Source organism: Synechococcus sp. BIOS-U3-1 (assembly GCF_014279975.1).
Classification (GTDB): Bacteria; Cyanobacteriota; Cyanobacteriia; order PCC-6307; family Cyanobiaceae; genus Synechococcus_C.
This window is the reverse complement of sequence record NZ_CP047936.1, coordinates 737546-751735: the sequence shown is the minus strand read 5'-3', so window position 1 is coordinate 751735 and position 14190 is coordinate 737546. Positions and strand designations below refer to the sequence as shown.

Sequence of the window (14190 nt, the reverse complement as noted above, 5' to 3'; positions counted from 1 at the left end):
CTGGCTTACTGAGTATTAAACCCCCTGATTTTAAATTCACGTTTTTAAGCCATACGCCAGAACGTGAATAGAAAGTTTCCTGAAAGACTTCGGATCGTCCGACGCCACAACGTACATTCTCTTAGCGAAGTGAACTTAAGACCCACTAGCAATACGCTTGAGTGTGAATGGACAGTGATTAGGATTAGCGGATGCATCCGATTGGAGACAACCATTTCAAACCCTCATCTTGCACCGTTTTTGAGAATTGACTGATCTATTAATAACATCTGATACCACTTCTTCCAAAAAAGATTCTTATATCCTGAGACAACTACCCTGTGAACACCTATGAATTTGGTACGCAACTCGCGGCCTAGTGCTTGAACAAAACGAGTTGATACTGAAAGCAGCAGGGCACTCGATACAACTTCATGACTCGACCTATGCTGATGCCCTTGAATCCAAGGATACGGAAGAGACTGTGAGACTACCAAGATGAAAGGATTCGGCGCTGAGCCAGAGATTGTCTGGCATTACACGCAGGGCGAAAAGCTCTTCCCCATAGGTGACAGCCAGCTCTTGAAAGCTGACATGGGGTACGCACCACGCGGTGACAAGCCTGTCGTCTGGTTCACCAAGTCAGATATTTTTGAACCATGCGCTTATCCGGACTTTGTGTCACCTAATGGGATAAGGGGAATGCTCACTTCGCTCAAAGAAGTTGCTGAACAAGGAAAAGGCCTGCTCCGAATAGGAATTGCTGCTGACAATTCCTGCCTTAAGCCATTCGCTCATTGGTCAAGGACCAGGCAATATCAGGGGGACACAGAGACAGTCCTGAAACTCGCTCACGAGAAAGGATCAAAACCAGACCTGGACTGGTTCGTCAGCTACAAGCCAGTAACGAAGAAAAAATGGAAGCATGTTCAGCTCGCTCTTCCTGAGGATGTGACAAATGATGGAATTGTTACAACCTGGCGAGAGTGGGATTTTAGATCTGATACCTCCAAGGAACTCTTCAGCGCATATCGCCAATCACTTCAAAAAGATGACTGTGACGATGGAAAGTCATGCTCCTGCTGTTAAAGCTTAGGCAATACATATGACTTAAGCACTTGGCGAAAGTGACATGGGCAAGCTGCAATGCTGCCTAAGACAATCACTGCATTTAAAATGCCTAAAAACTGCGACTGCCCGGCAAATTTGTTCTATGACAAATAAACCTAAAGGTCTTAAAGAGTTGCGGCAATTTGCAAAAACAAATATCCAACGTTAAATTAGAGCAAAATAGGAGCCTCACCAGATGGGATTTTTAATATTTTTTGGCGCCCTACTTTTCTCATCGCCTCCTGCCTTCGCCGATGGTTTTATTTATTTAAAATGTGAAAATCAAATGAGGCTTACTTCCACTGAAATCAAGACAGGGAAGATTATCAACGATGGGGAGGTCAAAGAAGAAACAGTATATTTAAAAATTGATCCTCCTGGCAATCGTTTTATGTCCTACAAAACCTCTACAGACAAAAAAGATTACACCTGGGATGAAGCAAGTATTGCTGGTGGTGTCTTAAGCTCGAGCATTGCTCAAGCGAATGAAGCTTTAGAGGTCAACGGAGAGATTGATGTCGAATTTCAGCCAGCAGGCAAATTAAAATCCAAGGTTTTAGCCATTGCGTTTGGAATGATTTCAACTGAAATTGACATCACTGGTGATTGCGTGAATGTGGCAGGATCCATATTTGAAAAGGCCTTGAAAGAGCCTGAAAACTAATTTATCAATCCCATGTTTACTCCAGCCAACAGGATTCTGCATCGTCAGATGAATCCCAGTAATGCTGCGAATGACAGGAGATAAGAATGAAACGCATCTCTGCTATCACTGCTTTCGCTTTGACGGCAGCTTGCATTCCAGCTTCAGCAGAATTGAACCCAAGAGATGAGCAGACTTACTTGTACGCCTTCAACTTCGGATGGCTAGCGGGAGCGTGCACTTTCTATGCCGCAGGCGCCCTCTCCAAACCAGACTTGATGTTTGCGTTCAAACTCATTGAGCAACGCAAGAGCTTAAGCCCTGAAATCAAAAAGCAGATTTTCACAGAAATCCGCGAGACCAAGGGAGCCCCGGAGTGCGCAGCAGCTCTCAAGCAATTCGAGCGCAGTAGAGATTAGTTCACATACCAATCGTAATCACCACCAACGGACCCTCTTTAGAACAACCTCCAAAATTGAATGGAAGCCATTCGGGTGATCTATCACCTCGAGTGCTTGCGACTCGGAATTGGCTGCTTTATTCACTTCATCTGCAAAAACGCATCTGGGTCCTGACTTGACAACCAACAACGCCCACGACGGACTTGACGAGATGAAGACGCTCCACAACAAGGAAAGGAACTAGGCATAGTACGCATGTTCTATTAGTCTTGTATTGGCCACATGAGGGAACACGCAATGGATGGATGGCTGAAGGACCCAAAGGGACGCTGGTACACAAGGTTCCACAAAGACCCCAACGCTCAGGCACTGAACGCAGGCGTGGTTGTTGACAACGGGAGGCCCATGGCTGGCGATGAGCCTGCTCTTCTGAAAGCCCGGCGCAGTATGAGATACGAGGACGCTGTTGCTCTGTGGTTCCAACTCAAGGAGTACGGCTGGACAGTGACTGAGGCCGCCTGGTGAAGATCGCTAAGCGCCTCTGCCTCCGCCAACGCGAAGGCAGAAGCATCGGGTCGCGTGGGCAATGACGCTCAAGGAAGGATTCCAACGCAACTGAACATCGCTCCAAGCAATCTTTTGATGCCCGAGAGGTCCAGCACAGACGCTTGATTAAAAGTGGCGACTTGCTCAACAATGCCTTTGCCGGTCAAGGCTTCGACAGCCAATCCAATGCCAAGCCCGAGCATTGCCGCTCGTCCGTTCATCTTCTCGCTAAAAGACTTATAGGGATCAGGAGTGAACTTGTTCGTTGCTTCGGACATTGATAGAGGTAGCACTTTCAGAATATTAACTAACGTAACAACTGACCGGCGCGTAGCCAAGATACCTTTGCCCAACTGCCTTTTAAGGGATCTAGCGCATACTGGCAAGTACTAATACTTACGCGCAGGACTCAAAGAGCCCAGGCGTGTGATTTAAGCAACAAAGCTGCTGGTTCGTTGAAGACCAAGCCGCAGCCGTGCATGGTCGCAATCTTGAGCGCAATCATCCACCTATCAGTTGAGATCAATATCTCACAGTGATTTTACCTGATCTCATCACTCTCAGGCTTCACAATAGTCAATTTCCGCTCAAGTTCAAAATCCTCAAACAGAGCTGCAGCGTCATAAGCCTGACCATTGCCGATCAAATACCGAATCCTTTCTTGCCACCATTGCTCAACTTCACGACAATCATGATCATCGGCTTCGTAGAAAAAGGATGACACAGGAGATGTCATAACTTTGTCGCTTTGGCAGATAATTGCCTGGACAGCACGCCGTGCAGGCATGATTTATCACAACAGCAAAGATCACATGAGGCAATCTTGTTTTTAATTGCTATCAGCCGAGGTGTCGATCGATGAGCTTCGCCATCGCTAGCGCGCGTAACGATTGATCAGCAAGGTCATATTTGAACTGTAAAGCCTTGGCAAGTTGTTGTCATGAATCAGGCCAACATCAATCGCTTTTTTATATGCAGCTGCCTGCCTTCTATAGCGATCTTCAAGCGCTTGAACTTTTTTAAGGCAATACTTGGTTTTCTTGCCCCTAGAGGCAGATTCGAAATTGCTCTCAAGATCTGAAGCAAGAGACGCGACTTCCTTGAGCCAGGCCTGTAGCCCCAAATCTCCACCAGACTCAATCACATGCTTGAGACGAATCCACTCTTCATTGGGCTTTGATCTGATTTGACCAAACAGTTTCTGCAGATAAAAAGAGATCATTCTATACAGCTACAACTTGTACAAACATAGCTCTGCTCAAGCAGAGATGCACAATCTGGAATCAAAAGGTGAATGATTGATGGAGCCCTGCCAAGGTTAAATCGTCATCAGCAGGTTCATCTGCACCTCTCAAAATCAAGGCTACTCAAAAATAATTTGAATATCACCGCTTTTTTAAGGAACTTTTTTGGCCTGTTGCCCTGATCTCTATCTCTAAAGGCAGAAGATCCCTCATCCGTCAACAATTCAGGGCTATAGACACTGACTATTTGCCTCGCTGTTCAACCATCAAAAGCTTGCTAACGAGGTTACTTTGTGCCGATTGATTCAATCGGCACTGGATCACCCACTCGAATCTCCAAGCGCTGAGCTTCACCCGCACCAATTTCGATTACGCCATCAACAAAATCAGCTCGACCATTGCCATCAGCGTCAGCCCAGTAGGAACGACAAGGCAATGCAACACAGATCGGAACGTTGGCTGCGATATCGAGCACCCTGCCATCGCGGATGAACACCATATCCAGGGGCGCGAGTGTGTGACGCATCCAAAAACGCATCGGCTCAGAGGGTCGGACTGGAAACCACATGCCCCGAAGAGGCGGAAGGGCAGGGCGCTGCATCAATCCCCGCCGTTGCTCATCAGGCTGATCAGCAACCTCCAGAGAGAGGCAACGCACAGGGCGCTGGTCGAGGCACCAACGCGCTTCGATCGGCAGGATCTGAGGAGGCAGTGGGGGCTGGTCCATCAACCGTGACGCTGACTCGGCAAGCCGTCGTTGAGGCAGTAGCCAAGTCCACGGATCGTATGAATTAATCGAGGCTCCCCGCCTTCCTCGAGTTTCTGGCGCAGGTAACGCACGTACACCTCGATCACGTTGCTGGACGAACTCTGCTCATCCTTCCAAACATCTCGCAGGATGCGATCTCTGCTCACAACCCTGCCGCGCTCTTCCAGCAGCAGCAGCAGCAGCGCATATTCCCTAGCCGTGAGGACCAGCGAGCGAGCACCGCGACGGACCTGCCTACAAGTGATATCCACGTTGAGATCAGCGAGCTGCAGCATCGGGGGTTTCAGTGCACTACGGGATTGAATCAACAGATGCAGGCGCAATCGCTGCAGCAAATCGCTCGGGGCACTGAGTGGGAACCAGAAATCATCCGCACCACAAGCCAACACCGTTTCTCGAGCGGCAATACTGTCGTCACTCACTCCGATCAAAATCGGCAGTGAGCCAAAATGAGAACGCAGCTCAAAAACACTCGCGGCCTGGTCGCTGGCCAGGATTGCGGCGACAGGAACTGAATTGGTTCTAGCGACAAGCCCGCTGTCAGTAGCAGCGTTCCAGTTGATTGGGGCGTATCCGGAAGCCCTCAGGCGTTCCGCCAGCGCTAGCGCCTCATGGCCAACCAGTAATACAACGTCAGCGTGAACGCTGCCTGCCATGGAGCCATGCGCAACGGTCATGGCCGATCGGGCTTGGCCACATGGGGTAGTCCCCAGCCCAACTTGTTGCGCAGAACCTGGAAAAACTCATGGTCCCTGAGACGCACAAAGCGAACGGGGTGATCACTGCGACGAATCAGAACACGATCTTCCGGCCACACATAACAACCTGCGCAGCCATCAACCACCATCATCAGACGTTCAGGTGTGGCTGGAAACACCGTGACCGGCTCAGCATCACTGAACACCAGCGCCCTTGAAGCCAGGGAATGGGGAGCGATTGGCGTGAGCTGCAGCACCGGGCAATCAGGCGTGATCACAGGACCACCGGCACTGAGTGCGTAGGCAGTGGAACCAGTGGGCGTGGACAGAATCACTCCATCGGCGGAGATATCCACCGGTGCATGGCGTCCGATCGCAATTTCGAAATGACACATGCTTGTGAGCGGTTCGCGGTGCAACGCCATCTCATTGAGTGACAACGCCTCCCAGCGGCGTTGATCGCCGCGCATCACACTCACAACCAAATTGGCGCGCTCCTCGATCGTCCACTGCTGGGTGAGCACCTGCTCCAGGGCACGATCGAGATCGTCGAGGTAAGCCTCGGCCAGGAAGCCGAGATGTCCTGTATTGATGGTGAGAATCGGCACGCCCACAGGAGCGGTCTGACGCGCTGCCGACAACACCGTGCCATCCCCACCCAGCACGATCGCCAGCACCATTGTGTGATCAAACCCCTCTGGAACGCAGGCGTTGTAACCCAACATGCGCAAGTGCTGGTCGGGATTGGCGAAACCCACCATCCCGCCTGAGCTGCTGACACGGATCACCTCATGACCGCCCAGCTCTAGGCGCGACTGAATCGTGCCTGCGGTTTCAACGGCAAGCGACTTGCCGTCATTGACGATCAGTCCGACACGGGGCACCGACCGCAGCAGGCAACATTGCGCTCACTTTATGAGAAGGATCTGGCACTGACACACGTGCAGAGACTTTTTTCATCAGCGTCTGCCTGATCGCGGAAATGACACTTATGGCCAGGGGCCAATCAAATGATTGTTCAACGAAGGATGCCACCAATGCTGCGCTGATCAGAACTGCTCCAGAAAACGCAGATCACTGGTGTAAAGACGGCGAATGTCGTCAATGCCATGGCGCACCATGCAGAACCGCTCCACACCCAAACCGGCGGCAAAACCGCTGTAACGCTCTGGATCCAAACCAAGACCCTCCAGCACTGCTGGATCGACCATGCCGCAGCCCATCACTTCCAACCAGCGCCCGCGCCACTGCACATCCACTTCCGCTGACGGTTCCGTGAAAGGGAAATAACTGGCGCGGAAGCGCACGGGCAAATCCCCGAAAAACGCTTTAAGAAAAGCCATCACCGTGCCGCGCAGGTGGCTGAAATCGAGCCCTTCATCGATGGCCAATACCTCCACCTGATGAAACACCGGCGAATGGGTGGCATCCACCGCGTCGCGGCGATACACGCGACCTGGGGCCACGATCCTTACCGGTGGTGCATGAGTCTCGAGATGGCGGATCTGCACCGGTGAGGTGTGTGTGCGCAGCAGCAAATTGTCTTTGAGATAAAACGTGTCCTGCATGTCCCGGGCGGGATGGTCCGGCGGGATATTCAAGGCGGTGAAGTTGTGGTGGTCGGTTTCCACCTCAGGGCCCTCTTCCACCTGGTATCCGAGACCGCAGAAGAGATCAACGATCTCCTCCGTGGTGGTGATTAGAGGATGGCGATGGCCCATAAGAATCCCCTGGGCAGATGCCGTCACATCGAGGGTCTCCGAGGCGATTCGTGCTTCCATCGCCGCCTGCTTGACGACCTGCAAGCGATCACTCAGCAGGCTCTGTACCTGGGTTTTGAGCACGTTGGCACGTTGTCCAACCAACGGCCGTTCGTTGCCAGGCAGCTTGCCCATCGCCCCCAGCACACCGGAGAGTCGACCTTTCTTACCGAGCAATCCGATTCGAAGCTGCTCAAGGGCCTCGGCATCTGCCGCTGCAGAGATCGCTTCAGCAGCCTCTGCTTCAAGCGCTTCCAGCTGATCGGTGAGCTGCTGCAGAGACACTGTGTCGCTCAAGGCTTTGACATCGCGAGAGCTGACTGTAAGCAGTGATCACGACTAGGTTCGCCCCACTGGTAAGCAACCCAATGGCCCCGCTGCGGATTCTGATCAGCAATGACGACGGCATCTTTGCCGATGGAATCAAAGCCCTGGCCTTTGCAGCCGCGGCCCGAGGCCATCAGGTGGCAGTGGTCTGCCCTGACAAGGAACGCTCGGCAACGGGCCATGGCATCACCATTCAGCAACCGCTCAGAGCTGAGCGGGCCGACCAGCTGTTCGGCCAGGGCATCTCTGCCTGGGCCTGCAGTGGGACCCCAGCTGATTGCGTGAAGCTGGCCATCTGCGAACTGCTGGAGACGCCACCGGACCTGGTGCTATCGGGCATCAATCACGGCCCGAACCTAGGCACCGATGTGTTCTGCTCCGGCACCGTGGCAGCGGCGATGGAAGGCACTCTGGAGAGCCGACCTGCCATGGCGGTGAGCAGTGCCTGCTTTAAATGGCGCGAATTCGAAGGTGCGGCTGTGATCGCCATGGATACGGCCGAATCAGCGCTGAGAGAAGGATGGCCTGCCAATCTGCTGCTCAATCTGAATCTGCCCCCTTGCAAACCTGAGGTCATGGGTCCCATGCGCTGGACACGCCTGTCGGTTCGTCGCTATAGGGAACAGTTCAGTCCGCGAACCGATCCTCAGGGTCGTACTTATTACTGGCTGGCTGGAAAAGTGGTCGAAGACCTGAAATCGGGTGGAGATGGTCCCCTCGACTGGCCCACGGACGTGGCCCAGATCGGAACCAACTCACCTTCACTCACACCGATCCAACCAGAACTGTTTTGGCGTGGATCTCTGAGTGGCCTGCCCCAGGTTGAGATGGACGGTCAACGGGTCCGGTAGATCCTCTGCAACATCCAGAGCGAGAACAGCAAGCCAATGAGATGGGCGAACAGCACCTGGGTGTTGCTCAACACCGAGAGCATTTCCAGCGAAGTAATCGGCTGATTTTCACGCATACCCTGGCCACCGATAGCGATGCCGGGAGTCTGCTGAGAGGCCTGGAAAAACAGGATGCCAGCAAGAGCCTGGTAGCCAAGAACCGCAAAGACCAGACCAATCAGATCGGCCAACAGACCGCGCTTAATGATGCGACTCGCTTCTCCTCGACTCGGGCGAGCATCGCTTCCAAGAGCACGGCCGAGACGCACCACTAACCAGCCTTGCCAGAGGCTAAAAAGCAGCATGAGGAACGCAAGAGTGGTGAGAGAGAGTCCCGGGCTCAGTCCAAGCGCACGATTAGCCTCCCGACTGAGACGGCCTCCGATGTTATTGAAGGCGAGAAGCCCCATCACCACGATGCCAAGGGCGGTCTGAATCCAGAAGCGGATCCATGCAGTGCGCCGCAGGCCAAGAGCCAGCAGCTGGAAGTCGAGCCGATCAGCCATGCGGGCGAGGAGGTCTGTCGTCCAAACTTGCCATCAACCACTGCACCGTGCACGGCCCGTTGATTCCTCTCTGCTCCCCTGAGGAGGCCCGCATGCCCACCGCCCTAGCGCTGGGCAGCTTCGATGGGCTGCATGCCGGCCACCGGAGGGTGATCGAAGCTGTGTGCCAGCAGCCGGCAAGTGGAATCCCCACGGTGGTGAGCTTCTGGCCACACCCGCGCGAGGTGTTGCATGGCGAAACACGGCTTCGCCTTGATTTACCGGACGAAAAGCTGCATTTGCTCGAACCGCTTGGCATCAGGCAGTTAGTGCTGGTGCCCTTCGACCGCCAGCTGGCCCAATTCAGTGCTGCCGAATTCGTTGATCAAATTCTGCTTGGCACATTGCAGGCACGTCACATCGCTATCGGCGCCAATTTCCGTTTCGGGCGTGGTCGCGAGGGTGGTGCTGACACACTGCGGAACCTGGCCGAGGCCGCCGGGGTCATGGTGAGCGTGCTGCCAATCCTGGAAGATTCAGTCGGCCGCATGAGCAGCAGTCGCATCCGTGAAGCTCTCGCCGAAGGCGACCTCAAAACGGCCAGTGATCTGCTGCAACGGCCTTACCGCTTCCAAGGTGAAGTGGTGCAAGGCCGCGGCCTCGGCCGACAGCTGGGATGGCCAACCGCCAACTTGCAGGTAGACGGCAGAAAATTTCTTCCCGGCTTAGGGGTTTATGCAGCGTGGGCGTGGGTCGACAACGAGACCTTCGCACTGCCAGCGGTGATGAATCTTGGGCCCCAACCCACCGTGGATCCAGCATTGCCTTCAGCGGTTGAGGTGCATCTGCTCGACACAAATCGCGAATTGGTCGGCCGGACTTTGCGAATTGAGCCCCTGGAACGCCTGCGCGGTCAAAAGCGCTTTTCAGGCCTGGAAGAACTCAGTGCTCAGATCAGTCGTGATGCCCAACAAGCGAGAGAACGTCTTCAGGACAGCGCTGGGTAGGCGTTAGTCAGACCCCACACGATGAAAACGCCGATGCCACCGAGAAGACCGATGCCCCACACCAGAACGTGCATCGTGCTTTCTGATCCACCGTTCTCCATCGCCACACCAGACATGAGATCCTGCCCACAGTGCCATGGAACAGTGCCCTGGAATGGATGCCCGACGACCCTTGCGCTGATACGCGTGTCGCGAGGCTGATCGATGCCAACCTCGACCGAGCACGTGAAGGCTTGCGAGTCATCGAAGACTGGTGTCGCTTCGGACTCGACCGCCAGGACCTGGTAGTGCCTCTCAAAGACTGGCGACAGCAGCTGGGACTGCTGCACGCCGACTGCTACAGACAGGCACGTTCCACAGCCACCGATACCGCTGCCGGGCTCAGCCACCCCGCTCAGCAGACTCGCTCCAACAACACCCAGGTGTTGAAAGCCAACGCCAGCAGAGTTCAGGAAGCCTTGCGGGTGATCGAAGAATTCGCACGCAACGGTGATTCCGAGCTGGCCCAGACAGCTGCAAAGGTTCGCTATGCGCTCTACGACCATGAGGTGCGCATCCTGGAGGCCTGCGGTCAAAACCAGCGGCGTCAGCGCCTGGAAATCTCACGGCTATGCCTGATCACCGATCCCGGCAGCAACGACACAAGCGGTGCGATGTTGAAACGGGTGGAACTCGCGCTTCAAGCCGGCGTCTCGCTCGTGCAGTACCGGCGTAAACAGGGACCTGATGCACTGCGACTGCAGGAAGCACGTCAGCTTGCCGATCTTTGTCAGGCAAACCAGGCACTGCTCATCATCAACGACCGAATTGATCTGGCCTTGCTCGTGAATGCCGATGGGGTGCATCTCGGCCAGGAGGACATGCCGCATCCAGAGGCACGTCAGCTGATGGGCCCCGACAAACTGATTGGACGTAGCACCCATCAGATCGAACAACTCCACCAGGCTCAGAAAGATGGTGCCGACTACCTTGGGGTCGGGCCGGTCTATGCCACCGCCACCAAAGCGAATAGGACGCCGGCGGGTCTGGATTGGGTGCGAACAGCCGAGCATTCAGCCAGGATTCCCTGGTTTGCTATTGGCGGCATCAACAGCCACAACATCGCTGAGGTGCTAGGTGCAGGGGCCTCTCGGGTAGCTGTGGTGAGCGCAATCATGGGGTCCGATGATCCAATTGCCGCTAGTCGCGAACTACTACAAAGGCTCGGCTGAGCTTCAAGATTGAAGGGCTTGTTTCATTCATTCGGTTCAGGCCATGCAGCTCACGGTGAACGGCGAACAGCAGCAACTCCAGGCCGATCTCAACCGATTGGACCGGGTTGTTGAAGCGCTCGGCCATCACCCCAAGTTGGTGGTGGTGGAATTCAACGGGCTGATCCTCACCCCCGACCTATGGGCCGAACAGCAGGTCAAGGATGGAGACAGCCTCGAGATCGTCACCATCGTTGGCGGGGGTTCCTAGGATCAGCTCAGTTTCCAACGCCGTTTTGGCCCAATTGCCGAATCGTTCCGCCCTCATTCAGCTGCGACGCTGGCTTTCCGGCCTGATGGTGCCTGTTCTGATGATCGGGCTGTTGGTTTTCCACCCTCTGCCGAGTGAAGCAGCCCGTGGTGGGCGGATCGGTGGCGGCAGTTTCCGAGCACCCTCCATGCCTCGCTCCGGTGGGTACCGAGGCGGTGGTATGGGAGGTCGCATGGGTGGGGGCTACAACCGCGGCTATGGCGGTGGCATTGGATTTCCTTTCATCATTCCCTTCTTCGGATTTGGTGGCGGCGGCCTACTGGGCTTCATGGTTCTGATGGCGTTTGTCGGAGTACTCGTGAATGCCTTCCGGGGAGCTGGAGCTGGCGCAGGCAGTCCTGCCATGGGCGGCTATGAGCGTCCTCGTGAAATCTCGATGGGTCCTGTATCGCTGCTGCAACTCCAGATCGGTTTACTCGCCAGCGCCAAAGACTTGCAGAGCGACCTGCGTCAACTGGCGAGCAGCGCTGATACCAGCAGCTCCAGTGGCCTACAACGGGTGCTGCAAGACACCACCCTTGCATTGCTGCGTCAGCCAGATTTATGGGTTTACGCCAACGTTGAATCAGGCAGCGTGCCGTTCAACGCGGCTGAATCCACCTTCAATCGGCTGTCGATGACAGAGCGCAGCAAATTGCGCGAAGAACTCACGACCAATGTGGGTGGCGTTCGATCCGCTTCGACCGAGCTAACAACACGTGGTGATGCTGACGCCACCAGTGAATTCATTGTTGTCACTGTGCTGGTGGCCAGTCGCAGCGTGGTCAAGCTCAAACAGGCCGATGACGGTGAACAACTACGCGAATCGTTGCGCATTTTGGGTTCTACGGCATCAAGCGACCTAATGGCCCTTGAAGTGATCTGGCAGCCAGACGGCGTCGGCGATGTTCTTAGCGCCGATGAGCTGGTTACGGCTTATCCGAATCTCCAGCACCTCTGAATTAAAGCTGCTGCCAAAACTCAACCGACAACAATCCGGAACCTGAATCGTCCCCTCTTGCTGAGTGGGCGCCCTACATCCAATCTTCCCTTGTCGCTCAGAAACGATGCGCGCTCGATCACCTCATTGGGTCAACTCAACCGTGTTGGTTGAAGCGCTGCAGCGCTACGAACAGAACCGGTTGCCGCGATCCATGCGGCTCTGGGTGGAAACGATGCTCGACCTTGACCCCAGAGGACCGGTCCAACCGCTGCTGCCCAGCCAGCCTCACCCTTCTCAATCCTGAAATGCGGCTCCCTTGAGGATGCGCAAAGCCGCCATCGCAGCGCCGTAGCCATTGTCGATGTTCACGACGCTGAGGCCCGGCGCGCAGCTGGCGAGCATGCCATCGAGAGCAGCCCGCCCTCCAGCGCTGACCCCATACCCCACAGACACCGGCACACCGATGACTGGCTGAGGAACAAGACCTGCCAGCACCGTCGGCAGAGCACCCTCCATCCCGGCACAGGCAATCAGAACCGACATCGGTGCGAGGTCAGGCAGCACATCCAATAGACGGTGCAAACCAGCAACACCCACGTCGAGGAAAGGCTCTGTGGCAACTCCATGAACTCTCAGAGCCAAGGAGGCTTCCTCAGACACGCAGCGATCACTCGTGCCACCACTCAGTACAGCCACCTGAGCGGCTCGCCCAATGACTGGGATCTCACCCAAGGTGAGACAGGCCGCCTGATGATGAACCTGAACAGCAGGACAGCATTCCCGAACAGCAGCCGCTTTCTCCGCATCAACCCTGGTCACTAGAGCAAGCTCGCCAGCTGTCTGCATGGCCTGCAAGATCGCCACGATTTGATCCACGCTCTTGTGTTCACCCCAAACGGCTTCGACCATCCCGAGCCGGCGACGACGCTCCAGGTCAAGGCGTGACTCCTGAACGGTCACGGCGGCAACAACTCCCCTTCGAAGACAAGCGGGAATGGATTGCCTTTCTGGTAACCGGTGGATTGGCGGGCAAGCTGCTCAAAACGCTCTTGAACTGCCTCCACTTCATGCACAGGGATGGCTTTCCAGGCTTCACGACTGCTCCAGCGAATCAGCAGGGTGCCTTCTTCTGTTTCAGGGTCCCAGAGCAGATCACGACTAATAAATCCATCCTGGCTGGCCAGCCAAGGTTCCCAGCTACCGCGTTCAGCATCCAGCCAGGCCTTACGACCCTGACTGGGAACGTGGATGCGCAGATGCTCAATCACGGCAACGTCGTAGCCGCCATCAGGATCTGAAAAGGCGGCCAAGCTGACATCGGGATGACCGGAAAGCACAAGCAGTGTCGCCAAACAAGAAGCGGCCACAGTAATGAAGTCTTTGCGCAGCTGCTGCAAGGTCATGGTTTGGTCAGCAGCGCAACGGCATGGCATGACATTCCCTCCTCTCTCCCTTCGGGTCCAAGCCGCTCATTCGTGGTCGCCTTCACACCCACCTGATCGGGGTCCAGCCCCATGCGCAGGGCGATCGCCCCACGCATGGCCTCGATATGTGGTTTGAGCTTGGGCCGTTCAGCGATCACAACGGAATCCACATTCACAACCTGCCAACCGCGTTCTTTCACCAGAGCCGCGACCTGCTCCAGCAGCACCAGACTGTCCGCACCCTTCCAACGTGGATCAGTGGGAGGGAAATACTTGCCGATGTCGCCGAGCGACAGCGCTCCGAGCAGTGCATCCATAACCGCATGAACCAGCACATCAGCATCGCTATGACCATCCAGACCCAGGCCATCCGGATGCTCCAGACGCTGACCACCAAGGATCAATGGGCGCCCCTCCACCAGCCGGTGCGTGTCGTAGCCATTGCCAATGCGGAGGTTCATGGG

The 14190-nt window shown here is 55.2% G+C and carries 21 protein-coding genes; 9 read left to right on the top strand and 12 right to left on the bottom strand.

The window, feature by feature from the left end; genetic code table 11:
- The first annotated feature begins 477 nt into the window (after nucleotides 1-477).
- From SynBIOSU31_RS03850 to SynBIOSU31_RS03840, 3 genes are all read left to right on the top strand, one after another.
- Entirely contained in the window at nucleotides 478-1068 is a 591-nt protein-coding gene (locus tag SynBIOSU31_RS03850) for a hypothetical protein (protein ID WP_186492171.1), read from the top strand.
- Between the two features lie 217 nt (nucleotides 1069-1285).
- Nucleotides 1286-1753, top strand: coding sequence for a hypothetical protein (locus SynBIOSU31_RS03845; RefSeq protein ID WP_186492169.1), 468 nt, complete (start codon nucleotides 1286-1288; stop codon nucleotides 1751-1753).
- 662 nt (nucleotides 1754-2415) lie between these two features.
- Nucleotides 2416-2658: a DUF1651 domain-containing protein gene (locus tag SynBIOSU31_RS03840; RefSeq protein ID WP_255477343.1), complete on the top strand. Its 243-nt coding sequence runs from the start codon at nucleotides 2416-2418 to the stop codon at nucleotides 2656-2658.
- A 68-nt stretch (nucleotides 2659-2726) separates the two neighbouring features.
- On the opposite strand, the gene SynBIOSU31_RS14700 is transcribed toward SynBIOSU31_RS03840, so the two are convergent.
- The 7 genes from SynBIOSU31_RS14700 to pheS form a co-directional block, all read right to left on the bottom strand.
- Nucleotides 2727-3017, bottom strand: coding sequence for a hypothetical protein (locus SynBIOSU31_RS14700; RefSeq protein WP_255477342.1), 291 nt, complete (start codon nucleotides 3015-3017; stop codon nucleotides 2727-2729).
- A 203-nt stretch (nucleotides 3018-3220) separates the two neighbouring features.
- Nucleotides 3221-3466, bottom strand: coding sequence for a hypothetical protein (locus tag SynBIOSU31_RS03830; RefSeq protein WP_186492168.1), 246 nt, complete (start codon nucleotides 3464-3466; stop codon nucleotides 3221-3223).
- Between the two features lie 87 nt (nucleotides 3467-3553).
- Entirely contained in the window at nucleotides 3554-3901 is a 348-nt protein-coding gene (locus SynBIOSU31_RS03825; protein ID WP_186492166.1) for a hypothetical protein, read from the bottom strand.
- A gap of 308 nt (nucleotides 3902-4209) precedes the next feature.
- Nucleotides 4210-4650 (bottom strand): DUF192 domain-containing protein, encoded by a 441-nt coding sequence (locus SynBIOSU31_RS03820; protein ID WP_186492165.1) that lies wholly within the window; start codon nucleotides 4648-4650, stop codon nucleotides 4210-4212.
- Complete coding sequence (locus SynBIOSU31_RS03815; protein WP_186492164.1) at nucleotides 4650-5369, bottom strand: winged helix-turn-helix domain-containing protein; 720 nt, start codon at nucleotides 5367-5369, stop codon at nucleotides 4650-4652. Before SynBIOSU31_RS03815 ends, SynBIOSU31_RS03820 begins: the two co-directional genes overlap by 1 nt.
- Nucleotides 5366-6274, bottom strand: coding sequence for an NAD(+) kinase (locus tag SynBIOSU31_RS03810; RefSeq protein ID WP_186492160.1), 909 nt, complete (start codon nucleotides 6272-6274; stop codon nucleotides 5366-5368). Before SynBIOSU31_RS03810 ends, SynBIOSU31_RS03815 begins: the two co-directional genes overlap by 4 nt.
- Nucleotides 6275-6439: 165 nt before the next feature.
- Nucleotides 6440-7447, bottom strand: coding sequence for a phenylalanine--tRNA ligase subunit alpha (gene pheS, locus SynBIOSU31_RS03805; protein WP_186492158.1), 1008 nt, complete (start codon nucleotides 7445-7447; stop codon nucleotides 6440-6442).
- A 71-nt stretch (nucleotides 7448-7518) separates the two neighbouring features.
- Between pheS and surE the strand changes: the two genes are divergently transcribed.
- Nucleotides 7519-8328 (top strand): 5'/3'-nucleotidase SurE, encoded by an 810-nt coding sequence (gene surE, locus SynBIOSU31_RS03800; RefSeq protein ID WP_186492156.1) that lies wholly within the window; start codon nucleotides 7519-7521, stop codon nucleotides 8326-8328.
- On the opposite strand, the gene SynBIOSU31_RS03795 is transcribed toward surE, so the two are convergent.
- Nucleotides 8313-8873, bottom strand: coding sequence for a DUF3611 family protein (locus SynBIOSU31_RS03795; RefSeq protein ID WP_186492154.1), 561 nt, complete (start codon nucleotides 8871-8873; stop codon nucleotides 8313-8315). The two genes, surE and SynBIOSU31_RS03795, sit on opposite strands and share 16 nt — an antisense overlap.
- 59 nt (nucleotides 8874-8932) lie before the next feature.
- On the opposite strand from SynBIOSU31_RS03795, the gene SynBIOSU31_RS03790 reads away from it, so the two are divergent.
- Nucleotides 8933-9859: a bifunctional riboflavin kinase/FAD synthetase gene (locus tag SynBIOSU31_RS03790; RefSeq protein ID WP_186492826.1), complete on the top strand. Its 927-nt coding sequence runs from the start codon at nucleotides 8933-8935 to the stop codon at nucleotides 9857-9859.
- On the opposite strand, the gene SynBIOSU31_RS14695 is transcribed toward SynBIOSU31_RS03790, so the two are convergent.
- The gene (locus tag SynBIOSU31_RS14695) at nucleotides 9841-9975 is read right to left on the bottom strand and encodes a hypothetical protein (RefSeq protein ID WP_255477474.1); all 135 of its coding nucleotides are present in this window, start codon (nucleotides 9973-9975) and stop codon (nucleotides 9841-9843) included. The genes SynBIOSU31_RS03790 and SynBIOSU31_RS14695 overlap by 19 nt on opposite strands.
- Nucleotides 9976-10008: 33 nt before the next feature.
- Between SynBIOSU31_RS14695 and SynBIOSU31_RS03785 the strand changes: the two genes are divergently transcribed.
- The 4 genes from SynBIOSU31_RS03785 to SynBIOSU31_RS03770 all read left to right on the top strand — a co-directional run bounded on the left by SynBIOSU31_RS03785 (nucleotide 10009) and on the right by SynBIOSU31_RS03770 (nucleotide 12606).
- Nucleotides 10009-11070, top strand: a complete 1062-nt coding sequence (locus SynBIOSU31_RS03785) for a thiamine phosphate synthase (RefSeq protein ID WP_186492825.1) — start codon at nucleotides 10009-10011, stop codon at nucleotides 11068-11070.
- A 43-nt stretch (nucleotides 11071-11113) separates the two neighbouring features.
- The gene (thiS, locus tag SynBIOSU31_RS03780; RefSeq protein ID WP_186492152.1) at nucleotides 11114-11320 is read left to right on the top strand and encodes a sulfur carrier protein ThiS; all 207 of its coding nucleotides are present in this window, start codon (nucleotides 11114-11116) and stop codon (nucleotides 11318-11320) included.
- Nucleotides 11321-11345: 25 nt separating this feature from the next.
- Nucleotides 11346-12320 carry a DUF1517 domain-containing protein gene (locus SynBIOSU31_RS03775; protein WP_370593705.1) on the top strand — a complete coding sequence of 325 codons (975 nt, stop codon included), beginning with the start codon at nucleotides 11346-11348 and terminating at the stop codon, nucleotides 12318-12320.
- 106 nt (nucleotides 12321-12426) lie between these two features.
- Nucleotides 12427-12606, top strand: a complete 180-nt coding sequence (locus SynBIOSU31_RS03770) for a hypothetical protein (protein ID WP_186492148.1) — start codon at nucleotides 12427-12429, stop codon at nucleotides 12604-12606.
- Here the strand turns inward: SynBIOSU31_RS03770 and larB are convergent.
- Genes larB through ispF form a run of 3 tightly spaced genes read right to left on the bottom strand, consistent with a single transcriptional unit; the run spans nucleotide 12597 to nucleotide 14187 of the window.
- A complete protein-coding gene (larB, locus tag SynBIOSU31_RS03765; RefSeq protein WP_186492145.1) occupies nucleotides 12597-13262 on the bottom strand; it encodes a nickel pincer cofactor biosynthesis protein LarB in 666 nt (221 codons plus the stop codon). The genes SynBIOSU31_RS03770 and larB overlap by 10 nt on opposite strands.
- Entirely contained in the window at nucleotides 13259-13705 is a 447-nt protein-coding gene (locus SynBIOSU31_RS03760; protein WP_186492139.1) for a TIGR03792 family protein, read from the bottom strand. The genes larB and SynBIOSU31_RS03760 overlap by 4 nt, the downstream gene beginning before the upstream one ends.
- Complete coding sequence (ispF, locus tag SynBIOSU31_RS03755) at nucleotides 13702-14187, bottom strand: 2-C-methyl-D-erythritol 2,4-cyclodiphosphate synthase (RefSeq protein WP_186492137.1); 486 nt, start codon at nucleotides 14185-14187, stop codon at nucleotides 13702-13704. The genes SynBIOSU31_RS03760 and ispF overlap by 4 nt, the downstream gene beginning before the upstream one ends.
- Nucleotides 14188-14190 lie beyond the last annotated feature (3 nt).